The following is a 16,396-nucleotide window of genomic DNA, read 5'->3' as shown; positions in this document are numbered from 1 at the left end:
CCGGTTGCTGTGCTGGTCCTCGTGCTCGTTCCCGCGCCGGTTGCTGTGCTGGTCCTCGTGCTCGTTCCCGCGCCGGTTGCTGTGCTGGTCCTCGTGCTCGTTCCCGCGCCGGTTGCTGTGCTGGTCCTCGTGCTGGTCCCCGCGCCGGTTGCTGTGCTGGTCCCCGGGTCGGTCCCTGTGTCCGCTCCCTTGCCCGCGCCCGTCCCCGTGCCTGTCCGCGCGCCGGTCTATGCGCCCGTCCTTGAGGCTGCCGCCTCGACGAGGACCTGGCCCGCGCCGGTTCGCGAGTACAGCACCGATCGTCCGGCCCGGCGGCGCTCCACCAGCCCCGCGTCCAGCAGCACGCGCAGATGGCGGCCCACGGAGCCCAGTTTCTGCCCGGTCACGGCGGTCAGCTGGGTGGTGCTCAGCGGCGAGTCGAGCAGGATCAGCACCTGCGCGCGGGTACGGCCCAGCAGCGCGACGAGGCCCGTGGGCACCGCGGAGCGGCGCGCGTCGGTGTCGGCGAGGGCGCCGGCGCAGGGGTAGACGACGGCGTACCGGCGCTGCGTCTCGTCCCACGACACCCAGCCGGCCTGCGGGGTGACCGGTACGAAGACGAGCTGGGCGCCGGAGATCTCGCGCGGCGGATACTCGTGCAGGTTGACCTGGAACCGGCTCTCGCCGAGCCAGCGCGTGCCCGGCCGCAGGGTGTCCAGTACCTCCGCCCAGCCGCCCCGGCTGACCCGCGCGGTCCGTGCCACGACATCGGCTTCGAGGACGCGCCGCCGCCGGGCCCAGGAGGGCCGTACGGCGTCCGCCCACACGTACTCCAGGAGCCGGGCCGCGCGCTCGGGCAGGTCGTCCCGCTCCAGCGCGGCCGGCAGCGGCCCGGCGAGCGACGTCCGCAGGTGCGCGCGGGCGTCCGCCGGGTCGGTGGCGCGTACCCGCTCGACCCCCTCCTCGAAGGACTCCTCGTCCCGTGGCGTGGGGGTGAGGAAGTCGGCGATCCAGTCCCGGCCGAGTCCGGCGCGGACGAGGAGGGCGGTGACGGGGTCGTCGGCGAGGAGCCGCCGGTAGGCGGGCAGGTGCGCGCGCAGCCACGCCTGCTCGCCGGGGTGATGACCGGTGCCCGCGTGCAGCAGCTCCAGGCTCGCGAAGGTCTCGGCGAGCGGCGAGAGCAGGAACCGGCTCCCGGCGAGCGTGTCGGCGTTGACCTGCCACCAGCCCATGGAACCTCCCGCCCCCGGCGACCTTTCGCACCTGTGCGAAACAATAACCACCGGCTCGGCGGCCGCCCGAGACTCCGGCGCATGCGCAGTTACCAACAGCTCTTCCGGACTCCGGAGTTCACCCCGCTCTTCCTCGCGTCCTGCGCGCAGACGGTGGCGCAGACGGCGAGCGGACTCGCGCTCGGCACCCTGGTGTACCGGGCTACGGACTCGCCGCTGCTCTCCGCGGTGAGCATGTTCGGCCCCTCGCTGGCCCAGGTGCTCGGCGCCACCCTCCTCCTGTCCGGCGCGGACCGGCTGCCGCCGCGCCGTGCGCTGGTGGGCGTGTGCCTGTCCTTCGCGGCGGGCACGGCGCTGCTGGCGGTGCCCGGCCTGGCGCTGTGGGCGGTCTTCGCCGTGGTCCTCGCGCAGGGGCTGGTCGCCTCCCTGGGCGGGGGAGTCCGCTGGGGCCTGTTGAACGAGATCCTGTCCAAGGACGGCTATCTGCTGGGGCGTTCGGTGTTCAACATGATGAGCGGCGTCATGCAGATCACCGGGTTCGCGACAGGCGGGGTGCTGGTGGCGGCCCTGTCACCGCGGGTCTCGCTGCTGCTGTCCGCCGTGCTGTACTCGGTGGCGGCCATGGTGCTCCGCCTCGGTCTGACCCACCGGCGGCCCCGTGCCTCCGGCCGCCCCTCGGTCTCGGCGACCTGGCGCACCAACGCCCTGCTGTGGTCGTCCCGCCGGCGCCGCCTGACCTACCTGGGCCTGTGGCTCCCCAACGGCCTGGTGGTCGGCTGCGAGTCCCTCTACGTCTCCTACGCCCCCGCCGCGGCGGGCACGCTGTTCGCGTGCGCGGCGCTCGGCATGCTGGCCGGCGACGTGACGGTGGGCCGCCTGCTGCCTCCGGCGGTACGGCGCCGGGCGGCCACGCCGCTGCTTCTGCTCCTGGCCGGGCCGTACCTGCTCTTCGCCCTCCACCCGCCCCTGCCGGTGGCCGCCTGCCTGGTCACCCTCGCCTCCGTCGGCTTCGGCGCGAGCCTGGTCCAGCAGGAGCACCTGATGAACTCGACCCCCGACGAACTGGCCGGGCACGCCCTCGGCCTGCACTCCGCGGGCATGCTCACCCTCCAGGGCGTCAGCGCCACCCTGGCGGGCACGGTCGCCCAACTCACCTCCCCCGCGACGGCGATGACGGCGACGGCGGCGGCCTCGACAGTGGTGACCCTGAGCCTGGCCATCGCGTCCCGCCGCCCTAACACCGAGAAGCGCGAACCCTCTTCACCCAGGCCAGCCCACCCCACCGCCCAAGCAGCCCCACCCCCAGAGCCACAAGAAGAGCACCCCAGTCGATGACATGCGGCAACCCGGGAAAGAACGCGAAGAAGGCAACGACCACACCGAACCCGACACCAAACCCCCAAACCCCGGCCCACCGCCGCATGACGCCGACCCGCTCCTCCGTCGGTCCAGCCGCCTTCCCCTGCTGCCGCTGCTGCTCGCTCATACTCGGCTCACTTCGTGACGTGATGACACTGACTCACCCGCCGCACGCCATTGACGTGGAGGTGGGCGCATGTCTTGCCATAACGAGGCAGCGTCTGAGGAGAGTTGCTCCGCATGGGGTCGATCTTGCACTCGTCGTGCGTCCTGCCCCGCGAGGTGCGATAGGTGCGGTTGCCGGTGTCCGCGTAGGTGAAGTCGATACGCCAGTTGCAGAAGCCGCTGCTGAGCGCTCCCACGAAGGCGCAGTCGACACCGGCGTTCTGGTAGGTGATCCGGAGTGCGCTGCCACGGATGATGTGCGTGAACATGCAGCCCGTGGGGACCTTCATGGTCACACCGCCCACGCTGTACTCGAAGGTCCGCACGGGTGTCGAGCCGACTGCCGAGGCACTGGCCCCCGTCGCCGAAGTGAAGAGCAGCGCGCCGGCGGCACCGATGGCGGTGATGAGACGCGCGACCTGCGGAATGGCCATGGTGATCCCCTCCTGATGGCCCCTTGCCAATCACGGGGGACAACCGCGCCCCGGCAGGCCGAGTTGCGGGACTCCGATCCGGTTCACCGTCCCAGGTGACCACGGAACGCCCCTGCTGACCTGCAGAAACGTTATGGACGGCGCGGCGGGTTGTCCTGCCCGCCGCGGCGCGGATCCGGTTGATGGCCGCTTCGGCCTGGGTGCGGTCGTCGCGGGTTCCTGATGTGCCCTCCAGCACCTGGCGGTGATCCCGCCACCGCCCCAGGCACGACCCGCAGACGGCAGCAGCGGCGCGATCACTGCCCACGCACCATCAGAAATCTCTCCGTCCCTCACGACCGAACCAACGATCGGATGAGACGGGAAAGGCGCTGCCTAGTTGTTCTGTCCGGGGAGGTTGTGGACGGGTGAGCCAGGTCTCGGCTGGGGGATCTTGAACAGGTGAGGGCCTTCCGGGTTCGGTGTGGATTGCGACGTCTACACCGACCGAAAGGCCCTCGTGCCCCACCGTAATGCACCCCTGACCGAGACCGGACGCCTGCGCCTGGCCCGCTGTGTGGTCGAGGACGGCTGGACCCTTCGCCGGGCCGCCGAACGCTTCCAGGTCTCGCCCACCACCGCCCAGCGATGGGCCGACCGCTACCGCACGCAGGGCGAGGCAGGGATGGCCGATCTCTCCTCGCGCCCGCACACGAGCCCGCGCCGCACCCCGACCCGCACCGAACGGCGGATCATCAAGGTCCGCGTCCTGCGCCGCTGGGGACCGGCCCGCATCGCGCACCTGCTGAACCTGGTGCCCTCCACCGTGCACCGCGTCCTGACCCGCTACCGACTGGCCCGTCTGAGCCATCTGGACCGGGCCACCGGCCGCGTCATCCGACGCTATGAACGCGACCGGCCGGGCGAGTTGGTCCACGTCGACATCAAGAAGCTCGGCAACATCCCCGACGGCGGCGGCCACAAGATCCTCGGCCGCCAGGCGGGCCGCAAGAACCGGCCCCAGGCCGGCTACAGCTACCTGCACACCGCCGTCGACGACCACTCCCGACTGGCCTACAGCGAGATCCTCACCGACGAGCGAAAGGAGACCGCCGGCGCCTTCTGGACCCGGGCCCACGCCTTCTTCACCCAGGCCGGAATCACCGTCGAACGGGTCCTGACCGACAACGGATCCTGCTACCGCTCACACGACTGGCGCGACGCCCTGGCAGCGGCCGGGATCATCCACAAGCGAACCCGGCCCTACCGGCCCCAGACCAACGGCAAGGTCGAACGCTTCAACCGCACCCTGCTCGACGAATGGGCCTACGCCCGCCCCTACCGCTCGGAGACCGAACGACGCCAGGCATTCGGCGAGTGGCTGCACACCTACAATCACCACCGCGGACACACCGCGCTGAAAGGCCAACCACCCGCCAGCCGCGTCCCCAACCTCACAGGGCAATACACCTAGTCCTTGACCGCCCCCGCGTTCGCGCCCTGGACGAAGTGGCGTTGGAAGCAGAAGAAGAGGATCGCGACGGGGAGGGTCGACAGGAGGGCCGCGGCCAGTTTCAGGGGGTACTGGGTGCCGCCGCCCAGGCTGCCGGAGACCATGCGGGCGAGGCCGGTGGTCAGGGTTTCGTACTGGCTGGACTGGGTGGCCACGAGGTAGTGGGTGAACTCGTTCCAGGAGCCCTGGAAGGCCAGGATCGTCACGGTGATCAGGGCGGGCCGGGCCATCGGCAGGACGACCGACCAGAAGGTGCGGAAGACACCGGCGCCGTCGACCCGGGCGGCTTCCTCCACTTCCCGGGGGATCGACTCGAAGAACTGCTTCATGATGAAGACCTGCGCCGCGTCCACCAGCAGCGGCAGGATCATGGCGGCGTAGGTGTCGAACAGCCCGAAGGTGTTGAGCACCAGGAACCTCGGGATCAGCAGCACTATGGGGGGCACCGCGATCACGGTGAGGAGGAACCCGAACAGCAGGGTGCGGCCGGGAAAGCGCAGCCGGGCCAGCGCGTACCCGGCCATCGAGGCGAACAGCACCCGCCCTGCGGTGATGACGACCGAGACGAACGCCGAGTTGCCCAGCCAGCGCAGGAACGGCACACCGTCCCCGGCCTGGCTGATCCCGAACAGCCGCTGGTAGGCGGCGGTCGTCGGGGTGACCGGGAACAGCCCGAGGGGATGGGTCGCCGCGTCCGGGTCCGTCTTGAACCCGGTGGCCAACTGGATGGCGAACGGCAGGAGATACAGCAGCCCGAGCGCCACCAGCAGCGCGTACCCGAGGATCCGCAGGGGCCGGGGGAAGCGTCCGAGCACCGGACGGCCCTGCGCCCGGGCGGCCGTGGAATGCGCGCTCATCGGTTCCTCCGGGGACGGGCGGCGCGTTCGCGCAGCAGGAAGCGCTGCAGGGCCGTCATGGTCAGGATCAGTACGAGCAGGACGAAGGCGATGGCCGCGCCCTGGCCGAAGTCGGCGTCGTCGAAGGCGGTCGAGTAGGACAGGAAGGCCGGGGTGAGCGTGGTGTTGCCGGGGGCGCCCTGGCTCATGACGTACACCTGGTCGAACACCTGCCAGGTGGCGATCAGACCGAGCGTGAGGACGAGGAACAGCACGGGCCGCAGCGCGGGCAGCGTCACGTACCGCAGCATCTGGAAGCGGTTGACGCCTTCGATCGCGGCCGCCTCCTCCAGCTCGCGCGGGACGTCCTGGAGGGCCGCGAGGAAGATCAGCATGAAGGTGCCGGAGGTCGTCCACACGGCGAGCAGGATGATCGTGCACATCGCGACCGACGGCCCGGACAGCCACTCGAACCATGACAGCCCCATGAAGGAGTGGTCCGCCAGCGCACCCGAGGGATGGCCGGTGTCGACGATGCCCAGGCCGCCGAGCAGCAGGGACAGCACTCCACGCGGGTCGTTGAACCAGTTCGGACCCTTCACCCCGATCCAGGACAGCGCGGTGTTGACGGCGCCGCTGCCCTGGAACAGGAAGAGGAAGATCGTCGAGACCGCGATCGAGCTGGTCACCGACGGGAAGAAGAACGCGGTCCGCAGGGCGCCCCGGGCGCGCAGCAGCCGCTGGTTGACGATGAGCGCCAGACCCAGCGCGAGGAGGGTCTGGAGCGGCACGGTCAGGAGCACGTAGTACACGTTGTTGCGCAGCGAGGTCGCGAACAGGGTGCGGTCGAGGCCGTCCTCGGTGAGCAGCGCCCGGTAGTTGTCCAGGCCGACGAAGTCGGCCTGCGCGCTGAACGGGTTGGACTGCCCGTCCCAGTGCAGGAGGCTCACCCACAGCGCCATCAGGGTCGGCAGGACCAGGAAGAGGCCGAGGACGAGCACCGCGGGGCTGACGAACAGCCAGCCCCAGGCGCCCTCCGCGCGGCGCCCCGCCCGCCGGGCGGGCGCCGTCGACTTCGGGCCGGGCCCGCCGGGCGTGTCAGGTTCGCCCGGCGGGCCGGCCGTACGGGACCCCTGGCCGGCGCGGGAACGCGGCTCCGGCCGGGGGTGGTGTGACGTACGCGCGGACACGGTGGGTCAGTTGCCCTTCGTGAGCGCGTGTTCGCCGTTGCGCTGGAGGTCGGCGAGGATCTTCTTCGGGTCGGCGGTGCCCAGCGCGGCGAGGTCGGTGTTGAACTGGCCGAGCACCTTGTCGAACCCGGCGAGGGTCACGGGGCCCTGCGCGTAGGCACTGGCGTCGACCCACGCCTTCGCGGCGGGGTTCTGCTTCGCGTACTCGGCCAGGGCGCTGGTGCGCGAGGGCATCACGCCGAACGCGTCGGCGTTCTTCAGCTGCTGCGCGCTGGAGTTCAGGTACGTCACCAGGTCCACGGCCGCCGCCCGGTGGGCGCTCTCGGCGGCCACGCCCCAGCACTGGCTGAAGGCGAGCGTGCCCTGGCCGGCCGGACCGGCGGGCAGCGGGACCACCTTGTACGCGACGTCGGGGTAGTCGGCCTTCATGGCGCCGTCGAGCCAGTTGCCCTCGATGGTCATGGCGGCCTTGCCCTTGCCGAAGGCCTCGCCGCCCCAGTTGGTGTCGACCTGGTTGGCGTACTTCATGGAGCCGGACTTCAGCAGGGACTGCACGTAGCTCAGCGCCTGCGCGTTCTGCGCGCTGTCGGCGGTCATCTTCGTCTGGTCGGCGTTGGTGATCCAGCCGCCGGCCTGCTTCATGAAGACGCCGAGCCGCGCGTGTTCGGCACCCACGACCAGCCCGGTCACACCGTGCCCGGTCAGCTTGCCCGCGACCTTCTTCAGCTGGTCCCAGGTCGTCGGGTAGTCCTTCTCGGTCAGCCCCGCCTTCTTCCACAGGTCGTTGTTGACCGCCAGTGCGAGCGTGGAGGTGTCCTTGGGCAGGCACATCAGCTTGCCGTCGTGGGTGAAGGAGGCGCGCAGCTGCTCGGAGAAGTCGTCGGCGTCCTTGACCTTGTCGCCGTAGGCGTACAGGGAGCCGCCTCTGGTGTAGTTCGCGAACTGGTCGGAGTTGACGTAGAAGGCGTCCGGCGGCTTGTGCCCGGCGAACGCCTGGGCGAGCTGCTGGTTCATGTCCTTGGCGACGTCGACCGTCACCTTGTTGCCGGACTGCTTGGCGTACGCGGCGGCCGCCTCCTTGACGGCCTTGGTCTCGGCGTCGCCGGAGCTGGCTATGAGCACCGTCAGGTGCTGGCCGGAGCCGGTGTCCTGCTCCGTCTTCTTGTCGCCGCCGAAGCTCGACGAGCAGCCCGCGGTGGCCAGTAGTGCCGCGCAGGTGGCGAGGGCCGCGGCGGCCGTACGGTGGGACATGGATTCCTCCGGGGATCGGGGATGTGAGTGGCGGCTCCGCCCGGCGGCGCGAAACACGGCCGGGGGGTGGAGGAGGAGAGAACTCGGGGTGGGACGGCGCCGGTCGGGACGGCACCGGCCCGTGGTGCCCGGCGCCTGCCGGGCCGTCGTCAGACGGTGGGCGCGACCGCGTCCGCACCGGGTGCGCGGGCGCTGTCCCGGACGACCAGGGACGGCGGCAGCAGGATGCGCTCGGGCGGCGCGTCGGGAGCGGACAGCCGCGCCAGCAGCAGCCGTACGCACTCCCGGCCGACCTCCTCCAGCGGCTGGGCGATGGAGGTCAGCGCGGGCGAAAGGAGCTCGGCGGTCGGCGAGTCGTCGAAGCCGACCACGGCGACGTCGCGGCCGGGGACGGCGCCGCGCTCGCGCAGCGTCTGGTAGCAGCCGAGCGCCAGCATGTCGCTGGCCGCGACCACCGCGGTCGCCCCCGCGTCCAGCAGCGGCTTCACGGCGGCGCGGGCCGCGTCGATGTCGTTCACGCTCTGCGCGCGCCGCCCGCGGGTCGGCAGCCCGTGCCGTTTCATGGCCCGCTGCCAGCCCTCGGCGCGGTCGTCACCGGCGCCGGAGGAGCCGCGTCCCCAGCCGAGGAAGGCGATCTTGCGATGCCCCAGGCCGATCAGGTGCTCCACGGCGGCGTCCGTGCCCGAGGCGCCGTCGACGTCGATCCAGTCGCCGATCTGCCGCCGCGACCACATCCGGCCGAAGGCGACGAACGGCACGTCCCGCTTGGCGAGCCACGCCTGACGAGGGTCGTTGTGCTCGGTGCCGCTGAGCACGAAGCCGTCGACCTCGTGCTGGTCGAGCAACTCCTCGTAGCCGTCCAGGGTCGGCGAGCCGGGCTGGCAGGCGAACAGCAGGATCCTGTAACCGGCCTCGTCGGCGGCCTGCGACAGGGCGTGCAGGAACCGGTCGAGGACGGGGCTGCTGGCCGGGGAGGGCAGGATGCCGTAGCCGATCAGCTTGCTGGAGCGGGTGCGCAGCGTCTGCGCGGCCCGGCTGGGGCGGTAGCCCATCTCGTCGATCACCCGGCGGACCCGCTCCAGGGTCTCGGCGCGCAGCAGGTCCGGCGAGTTGATCGCGTTCGACACGGTCTGCGGGGAGACCCCGGCCCGGCGGGCGACCATGGCGAGCGTCACCGGGCCGCCCCTGGCGGGCGGGTCGTTGCTGGAGCGGGGCATTGCGGGTCTCCGGCGTGCAGAGGGAACGAGGAGCGGGTTTTAGCGTTCCAAAAGCATTGTCAGCGCTCTGACGAGTCACTTAATGTCTTTGGAACGATCAAACGCTGAGAGGTTCTACTCCCTTGGACTCGACTGTCAAGACCCCCGACACCAACGGCTCGGTCACGCCGCCCCCCGCGGTGACCGGGGGCCTTCAGCCGTTCCTGCACGACGCGGTCGTCACGCTGTACGCCCCGAGCTTCGTGATCTCGCGTGCCGACGGGGCTCTCGACGGCGGCGCGGACGGCTTCTTCCACGGCGACCGCCGGGCGCTCTCCCGGCTGACCGTCGCGGCCGACGGCATCCCGCTGGCGCCGGTCGGGCACGGGCTGCGCGGGGCGGACCGGGCGGACTTCCGGTCGATCCTGCGGGGGCTCGGAGAGGTGACGGCGGACCCCGCGGTCGCCCTGCACCGCCGCCGGACCACGGCGGCCGGCCGGCTCGAGGAAGTCCTCGAAGTCACCAACGCGGGCACCCAGTCGGTGCGTTTCCGGCTGACGGTCACGGCCGCCACCGACCTCGCCACCATGGAACAGGTCAAGTCGGGGCGCCTGGTGGGGACGGCGCCCCCGCAGGCCGCGAACTCCGGCGGGAGCGAACTGTCCTGGGCCGACGACGGGTTCGCCGTGCGCCTGACCAGCGAGCCTGCGCCCGACGCGCTGGACGTGCCGGCGGGCCGGCTGTCGTACGACATCGCCCTGGACCCCGGTGCCTCGTGGACGGTGACCCTGGACTGCACCGCGGCCTACGCGGACGGCGACCAGTTCCCGGCGGCCCCCGCCGACGCCGTACCGTGGCGCACCCCCGTCCTGCGCAGCGCGGACCGAGGCCTCGACCGGTGGCTGGAGCAGTCCCTCGCCGACCTGGACCGCCTGCGCCTGACGGACCCGCGGTCGCCCGGGGACCGGCCGGACCAGTTCCTGGCCGCCGGCGCCCCCTGGTTCCTGACCCTCTTCGGCCGCGACTCGCTCTGGGCCGCCCGCATGCTGCTCCCGCTCGGCACTGATCTCGCGGCCGGCACCCTGCGCACCCTCGCCCGCCGCCAGGGCGGCGTCACCGACCCGGTCTCCGAGGAACAGCCGGGCAAGATCCTGCACGAGGTCCGGCGCGGCACCTCGGCGTACAGCGACACGTTCTCGCTCCCGCCGGTGTACTACGGCACCGTGGACGCCACCCCCCTGTGGATCACCCTGCTCCACGACGCCTGGCGCTGGGGCCTGGCGCCGGAGGAGGTCGAGCGGATGCTGCCGCACGCCGAGTCGGCGCTGGCGTGGATGCGCGACCAGGGGGACGCCGGCGGCGACGGCTTCCTCAAGTACGTCGACCAGTCGGGCCGGGGCCTGGCCAACCAGGGCTGGAAGGACTCCGGCGACTCCATCCGCCACCGCGACGGCCGCCTCGCCCACCCGCCGATCGCGCTGTGCGAGGTGCAGGCGTACGCCTACGAGGCCGCGCGCGGCGGAGCGGCGCTGCTGCGGTCCTTCGGCCGCCCGGGGGCCGACGAGTGGGAGGAGTGGGCGGACCGGCTCGCGTCGCGCTTCCGCGAGCGCTTCTGGGTGGAGGACGAACGGGGCCCGTACCCGGCGGTGGCGCTGGACGGCGAGGGCAGGCCGGCCGACTCGGTCACCTCGGGCTTCGGCCACCTCCTGGGCACGGGTCTGCTGAACCACGAGGAGAGCGCGCTGCTGGCCGCCCGGCTCTCCGGCGGCGACCTGGACGCGGGCCACGGTCTGCGCACGATGAGCAGCGAGGCGGTGGGCTTCAACCCGTACGGCTACCACATCGGTTCGATTTGGCCGCATGACACGGCGATCGCCGTGCACGGCCTGGTCCGGTCCGGCTTCCCGGACGCCGCGGCGTCGCTGGCGGACGGTCTGCTGACGGCATCGGCGGGCTTCGACGCCCGGCTGCCGGAACTCTTCGCGGGCCACGGCATCGAGGCCGGTCCGCGCCCCGCGCCCTATCCGGCGTCCTGCCGGCCCCAGGCGTGGGCGGCCGCGTCCTCGGTCCTCGTCCTCCAGTCGGCTCTCGGCCTGAGCGCGGACGTCCCCGCCGGCACCCTCACGGTGACCCCGGGCTTCGCCTGCGCGTACGGCCCGCTGACGGTCACCGGGCTCCAAGCCGGCGGAGGCCGCCTGGACATCACGGTGAGGGCCGACGGATCGGCGGAGGTGTCGGCTCCGGAGGGGCTGACGGTGATCAGCGGCTGACCCCTTGACGAGGGGCCCGGGTGTGGGCGGCGGGCTGTGGGCCGCGGGACGGTGATCAGCGACTGACCCCTTGACGAGGGCCCGGGTGTGGGCGGCGGGCTGTGGGCCGCGGTAGGTGCGTGCGGGGGAGGGGAGGAGAGGGGACGGGCGGCGGCGCGCGGTCGGTCGTAGGAGGTGGCCTCACTCGTCGTCGGGTGGCGCCGAGGACTCCGCTAGCCGTTCGCCGATGTCGTCCGCCCATTCCTGGGCCCAGCGGCGGAGCTCGGCGATGGCCCGGTCGTCGAGCCCGCAGGCCGCGAACTCGCGGTCGTCGATCCATTCGGCGCCGACGAGCCGGGTCTGCAGATCGGTGAGATCGAGGGCGTCGCCGGCGTGGCGGCGACCGAGTTCCTCCAGCTCCGGGTGGCTCCACCGGCCGGCGGCGGCGTGGACGTCGACGAGGTCGGGGGCGAGCCCCTGATCGGCCAGTGCGCGCACCCTGGTGCCGACGAGGTCCTCGACGGACAGGACCGGGCCGAACTCGCCCGCCTCCAGCGGCCGCCACAGCACTTCCTTGAGGACCTGCACGGAGTACTCCTCCCCGGCCCCGGCCTCCGGGCCACCGATGACCAGCCGGGCCGCCAGCGGCTCCGTCCCCGACGTCCGTACCCGCCAGCCGCGTTCCTCCAGGCCGGCTCGCACCGCCGCGACGATGTCCCCCGTCTCGACCGGGCTCTCGGTGGCCACGTCGACGTCCCGGCCGGGCCGGTCCACCAGTCCGTGCGCCCGCACCGCGTCCCCACCGGCGAGCGCCAGCCCGTACGGCGCCCCCACCGCCAGCAGGTCGCCCAGCAGCCGCCGCCGCACCTCACCGGCGTTCATCCGGCGCCCCCGCCGTCCGCGAACGGTCCCTGTCCGGACCGGGAACACGAGTACTCGGCCGTGACGGCGCACCGTGAGGGGATCATGCCCCGATTATCGCCACCGGGTGCCGAGCGGAGCGGGAACAGCGTCCGGGCGCGCGTCGGCCCAGGACACCCCCCGCGAAGAAATTCCGCGGGGGGTGTCATCCGGACGGGAACCGGGAGGGGTTTGAACGGGTGGAGAGGCGCCCTCCTTCCACCAGTCAGCCTGGATCCCCCAAGGGTCCGTGTTCCGCTAGGAGTTGCCCGTTCATGAAACGGACGCTGAAGTACCTGTCCTGCGTGGCCGTCACCACCGCCGCCGTGGCCGGGATGGCCACGGCGTCGTACGCCGTACCCGCGAAGGCACCGCACGGCACGGTCACGAAGGCGGGGACGGCGCAGACCCGGGCCGCTTCGGTCTCGAAGGCCCGGGCCGCCACGGCCACGCAGCCGACGGCGAAGAAGACCGCCCCGACGCCCCGCATCGTCGCCCCCGGTGAGCACGTGACGGCCGTCCCCGGCTTCGAGCTCTGGCTCACGGCCGAGGGCAAGCACTGGACGACGCCCTCCTCGCCCGACCCGCAGTTCCGCAGCGTGGTCGACGGCAACATCGACAGGAACACCCCCGGAGTCTCGATCCAGTCCGAGATCATGGACGACAGCGCCTACTTCTCCGGCCTGTACTACGGCGGCAAGGGCACCGCGTCCAGCGTCGAGGTCGAAACGGCGGACGGGACGGTGCACGGCAAGCTCATCGAGCTGCCCGGCAAGCCCGGATGGGGCGTGTGGTACGCCACCGCCGTCGTCAAGCCCGGCAGCGGCTCCTGGGACTACGTGTCCCGGATCACCGTCCACGACACCAAGGGCAAGGTCTACTCCCGGTTGACGCTGCGCTGATCCCCCCGGCGGGGACCCGCGCGGTCCCCGCCCCGGCTCCTCCTCCCCGTACCCGACCCACAGGAACCGCATCCGTGCCCCAGTACGAGAGATTCGCAGCCTCCTCCGGGAGCACCGACTTCGCCGCCTACGCCGGTGCGGCCTGGGCCCGTCTGCTACGGACCGCCCTCCTGCTCACCGGTGACTACCACGAAGCCGAGGATCTCGTGCAGACCACCCTGGCCAAGGTGTACGCGCGCTGGGGGCGCATCCCGCACGAGGACGTCGACTTCTACGTACGACGCTCACTCGTCAACAACAACCTCAACCGGATCCGCAGGAGACGTGTCACGCATCTGCTGATGCCGTTCCTGCCCGAGCGGGTGCACCAGCCGGACAACGGCCACGCCGAGTCCGTCGAGCGCCGCGCCGCGGTCATGGAGGCGCTCGCCACGCTCTCCGCCCGGCAGCGGACGGTGCTGGTGCTGCGCTACTGGGAGGACCTCGCCGAAACCGACATCGCCGAGGTGCTCGACTGCTCGATCGGAACGGTCAAGACCCACGCGCGGCGCGGCCTCGCGGCCCTGCGCTCTCATCCTGCCTTCGACGCCTCCGGCGCCTCCGACCGCTCCCACCCCGTCTCCGGAGCCCACTGATGAATCACCCCAGAACCGAAGCAGAACCAGCCCCGGGACACGCCGAGACCGAACAGTTGCGTCGGGCACTGACCGAGGTCGCGTACGACATCACGCCCTCCCCGCTGCCGCTGGCGGCCGTGGAGCGCCAGGGCCGGCGGATCCGGCTCAGGCGGCGGACGGCCGTACTCGGCGCGGGGTGCGGGCTGCTGCTGGTGCCGCTGGCCGTCGTCGTGCTGCCCGGCACGGAATCCGGCGCCCCCGGCGTCACGTCCCCGGCGGCGCCCGCGTCCGTCTCGCCCACGCCCTCCGTCTCGCCGGCCGCCCCGGCCCCGACGCCGCGCATCGTCGCCTCCGGCGAGCATGTGACGGCCGTCCCCGGCTTCGAGCTCTGGCTCACGGCGGAGGGCAAGCACTGGACGTCGCCGGTCTCGCCCGAGCCGCAGTTCCGGAGCGTGGTCGACGGCAACATCGTCCGGAGCGACCCCGGCGTCACTCTTCAGGAGGAGTCCGAGAACGGCCGCCGCTACCTCTCCGGCGTGTACTACGGGGGCAAGGGCACCGCGTCCAGCGTGGAGGTCGAAACGGTGGCCGGGACGGTGCGGGGCAAGCTCATCGAGCTGCCCGGCGACCCCGGATGGGGCGTCTGGTACGCCGTCACCGACCTGAAACCGGGCAAGGACCCCTTCCACCTCGAGAACCAGATCACCGTCCACAACACCGAGGGCGGGATCTACGCCCAGTGGAGGCCACGGTGATCCGGTGGGCAGGGCCCCGGTGAACGAGGTCCCCCTGTCTCGAAAGGCTGTGGCCCGTCCGGGCGATGTCAGTTCTCGAAGCCCTGGGCGCGCAGGATTCCGTTGACGCGGGTGCGGTGGGCCTCCTCCCACGCGTCGAGGGTCTCGTCCGCCTCCTTGACCAGCCTGGCCTGGGCGGCGACGAGGATCTCCTCGCGGCGGGCGGCCGGGACCACCACGACGCCGTCCTCGTCGGCGACCACGACGTCGCCGGCGTTCACCTTCGCGCCGCCGCAGGTCACCTCCGCGTTCAGCGGCTCCACGGCCTTCTTGCCGCCCGGGATCGGGATGACGCCCCGGGCGAAGACGGGGAAGCCCGCCTCGCGAACTTCACCCAGGTCGCGGATCAGGCCGTCCAGGACGAAGGCCGTGACGCCGCGGCGCTGAGCCACGGCGCAGACGTTGCCGCCTGCCAGGGCGTAGTCCAGGTCGCCGGACTCGACGACGATGACGGCGCCCGGGGCGGCACGGTGAATGGCCGCGTGCAGCATGAGGTTGTCACCGGGAGGGCACCGCACGGTGAACGCCGGCCCGGCCACGCGGGGCACCGGCGACCACAGCGGGCGGATGCCGATGTCCATGACCTGAGCCCGGCCGAGGAGGTCGGCCAGCGTGGTCGTCGGGATGTCCGCGAATCCGGTGGCGGGAGCGGCGGCTTCGGTGGCGTCCGTCATGGCACCTCTGATCGTCTCGAGTGTGGTCGTCCGTGTGGCTGCCCGCGTTCGACGGTACGAGCCCTCGTCGCCCGTGGTCCACCAGGTTTGCTGGACAGTGGTGTGATCGAACCGACTGATCAGCCTGAACCAAGGACGGAGACAACCGACATGGTGCTGCGCTGTGCCGTGCTCGACGACTTCCAGGACGCCGCCCTCGCCTCCGCCGACTGGAGTCCGGTCGAGGACCGAGTGGAGATCGTCACGTTCCGCGAGCACATCTCGGACGAGGACGAACTCGCAAGCGCCCTGGCCGACTTCGACATCGTCGTCACCCTGCGCGAACGCGTCCCCTTCCCGGCCGCGCTGTTCGACCGCCTGCCCCGCCTGAAGCTGCTCGTCGCCTCCGGCATGCGCAACTCGGTCATCGACTACGCCGCCGCCGAGCGGTGCGGCGTCACCGTGTGCGGGACCGGCAGTTCCTCCACCCCGCCGGTGGAACTGACCTGGGCGCTGCTGCTCGGCCTCGCCCGCGACCTGGTGACCGAGAACAACGCGCTGCGCGAGGGCGGCCCCTGGCAGTCCACCGTCGGCGCCGACCTCCAGGGCCGCCGCCTGGGCCTGCTCGGCCTCGGCAGGATCGGCAGCCGGGTCGCGCAGGTGGGCCTCGCCTTCGGGATGCGGGTCAGCGCCTGGAGCCGGAATCTGACCAAGGAGCGCACCGACGAGGTGGGCGTGGAACTCGCCTCTTCCAAGGAGGAGTTGCTGTCGGACAGCGACTTCGTCTCCGTCCACCTCGCGTTGAGCGACCGCACCCGCGGCCTGCTCGGCGCCGCCGAACTCGCCCTCCTCAAGCCCACCGCGTACCTGATCAACACCTCGCGCGCCGCCATCGTCGACCAGGACGCGCTGCTCGCCGCCCTGCACGAGGGCCGTATCGCCGGTGCCGGAGTGGACGTGTTCGACGTCGAACCACTTCCCGCCGACCACCCGATGCGCACCGCCCCGCGCCTGCTCGCCACCCCCCACCTCGGCTACGTCTCGCAGGCCAACTACGCGACGTACTACGGCGACGCCGTGGAGGACATCCAGGCGTACCTGGCGGGCGAGCCGGTACGCCGTCTGGGGTGACCGGTCCTGGCTGCCG

General features: G+C 72.0%; 15 protein-coding genes. 7 read left to right on the top strand and 8 right to left on the bottom strand.

The features are described from left to right. Positions 1-227: 227 nt before the first annotated feature. Positions 228-1,211, bottom strand: coding sequence for a helix-turn-helix domain-containing protein (locus ACFY3J_RS34450; RefSeq protein WP_384177848.1), 984 nt, complete (start codon positions 1,209-1,211; stop codon positions 228-230). Between the two features lie 81 nt (positions 1,212-1,292). Here ACFY3J_RS34450 and ACFY3J_RS34445 point away from each other — a divergent pair, with 81 nt between their 5' ends. Beyond that, complete coding sequence (locus tag ACFY3J_RS34445) at positions 1,293-2,546, top strand: MFS transporter (protein ID WP_390842483.1); 1,254 nt, start codon at positions 1,293-1,295, stop codon at positions 2,544-2,546. 158 nt (positions 2,547-2,704) lie between these two features. Here ACFY3J_RS34445 and ACFY3J_RS34440 read toward each other — a convergent pair whose 3' ends face one another. Beyond that, the gene (locus tag ACFY3J_RS34440) at positions 2,705-3,169 is read right to left on the bottom strand and encodes a hypothetical protein (protein ID WP_384177853.1); all 465 of its coding nucleotides are present in this window, start codon (positions 3,167-3,169) and stop codon (positions 2,705-2,707) included. A 499-nt stretch (positions 3,170-3,668) separates the two neighbouring features. Between ACFY3J_RS34440 and ACFY3J_RS34435 the strand changes: the two genes are divergently transcribed. Further along, the gene (locus ACFY3J_RS34435) at positions 3,669-4,622 is read left to right on the top strand and encodes an IS481 family transposase (protein WP_390842482.1); all 954 of its coding nucleotides are present in this window, start codon (positions 3,669-3,671) and stop codon (positions 4,620-4,622) included. Here ACFY3J_RS34435 and ACFY3J_RS34430 read toward each other — a convergent pair. The 4 genes from ACFY3J_RS34430 to ACFY3J_RS34415 form a co-directional block, all read right to left on the bottom strand. Next, on the bottom strand, positions 4,619-5,518 hold the full coding sequence (locus ACFY3J_RS34430) for a carbohydrate ABC transporter permease (protein ID WP_390842481.1): 900 nt from the start codon (positions 5,516-5,518) through the stop codon (positions 4,619-4,621). The two genes, ACFY3J_RS34435 and ACFY3J_RS34430, sit on opposite strands and share 4 nt — an antisense overlap. Then, the gene (locus tag ACFY3J_RS34425) at positions 5,515-6,687 is read right to left on the bottom strand and encodes a carbohydrate ABC transporter permease (protein ID WP_384177857.1); all 1,173 of its coding nucleotides are present in this window, start codon (positions 6,685-6,687) and stop codon (positions 5,515-5,517) included. Before ACFY3J_RS34425 ends, ACFY3J_RS34430 begins: the two co-directional genes overlap by 4 nt. Positions 6,688-6,693: 6 nt before the next feature. Continuing rightward, a complete protein-coding gene (locus tag ACFY3J_RS34420; protein ID WP_384177859.1) occupies positions 6,694-7,938 on the bottom strand; it encodes an extracellular solute-binding protein in 1,245 nt (414 codons plus the stop codon). Between the two features lie 149 nt (positions 7,939-8,087). Further along, complete coding sequence (locus ACFY3J_RS34415) at positions 8,088-9,155, bottom strand: LacI family DNA-binding transcriptional regulator (protein WP_384177861.1); 1,068 nt, start codon at positions 9,153-9,155, stop codon at positions 8,088-8,090. A gap of 122 nt (positions 9,156-9,277) precedes the next feature. Here ACFY3J_RS34415 and ACFY3J_RS34410 point away from each other — a divergent pair, with 122 nt between their 5' ends. Beyond that, positions 9,278-11,404, top strand: coding sequence for a glycogen debranching N-terminal domain-containing protein (locus ACFY3J_RS34410; RefSeq protein ID WP_390842479.1), 2,127 nt, complete (start codon positions 9,278-9,280; stop codon positions 11,402-11,404). 180 nt (positions 11,405-11,584) lie between these two features. Here ACFY3J_RS34410 and ACFY3J_RS34405 read toward each other — a convergent pair whose 3' ends face one another. After that, entirely contained in the window at positions 11,585-12,265 is a 681-nt protein-coding gene (locus ACFY3J_RS34405) for a hypothetical protein (protein ID WP_390842478.1), read from the bottom strand. A 293-nt stretch (positions 12,266-12,558) separates the two neighbouring features. Here ACFY3J_RS34405 and ACFY3J_RS34400 point away from each other — a divergent pair, with 293 nt between their 5' ends. The 3 genes from ACFY3J_RS34400 to ACFY3J_RS34390 all read left to right on the top strand — a co-directional run bounded on the left by ACFY3J_RS34400 (position 12,559) and on the right by ACFY3J_RS34390 (position 14,557). Beyond that, the gene (locus ACFY3J_RS34400; RefSeq protein ID WP_384177867.1) at positions 12,559-13,185 is read left to right on the top strand and encodes a hypothetical protein; all 627 of its coding nucleotides are present in this window, start codon (positions 12,559-12,561) and stop codon (positions 13,183-13,185) included. A gap of 74 nt (positions 13,186-13,259) precedes the next feature. After that, positions 13,260-13,820 (top strand): SigE family RNA polymerase sigma factor, encoded by a 561-nt coding sequence (locus ACFY3J_RS34395; protein WP_384177869.1) that lies wholly within the window; start codon positions 13,260-13,262, stop codon positions 13,818-13,820. Continuing rightward, the gene (locus ACFY3J_RS34390; protein WP_390842476.1) at positions 13,820-14,557 is read left to right on the top strand and encodes a hypothetical protein; all 738 of its coding nucleotides are present in this window, start codon (positions 13,820-13,822) and stop codon (positions 14,555-14,557) included. Before ACFY3J_RS34395 ends, ACFY3J_RS34390 begins: the two co-directional genes overlap by 1 nt. A 68-nt stretch (positions 14,558-14,625) precedes the next feature. On the opposite strand, the gene ACFY3J_RS34385 is transcribed toward ACFY3J_RS34390, so the two are convergent. After that, complete coding sequence (locus ACFY3J_RS34385; protein ID WP_384177873.1) at positions 14,626-15,270, bottom strand: RraA family protein; 645 nt, start codon at positions 15,268-15,270, stop codon at positions 14,626-14,628. Positions 15,271-15,420: 150 nt separating this feature from the next. On the opposite strand from ACFY3J_RS34385, the gene ACFY3J_RS34380 reads away from it, so the two are divergent. Then, complete coding sequence (locus ACFY3J_RS34380) at positions 15,421-16,380, top strand: D-2-hydroxyacid dehydrogenase family protein (protein ID WP_390842475.1); 960 nt, start codon at positions 15,421-15,423, stop codon at positions 16,378-16,380. Positions 16,381-16,396: the final 16 nt, after the last annotated feature.

The sequence above is a fragment of the Streptomyces sp. NPDC001231 genome, assembly GCF_042896885.1.
Taxonomy (GTDB): Bacteria; Actinomycetota; Actinomycetes; order Streptomycetales; family Streptomycetaceae; genus Streptomyces.
Note: the sequence above shows the minus strand (reverse complement) of the source record. Positions and strands in the feature narration are given on the sequence as shown.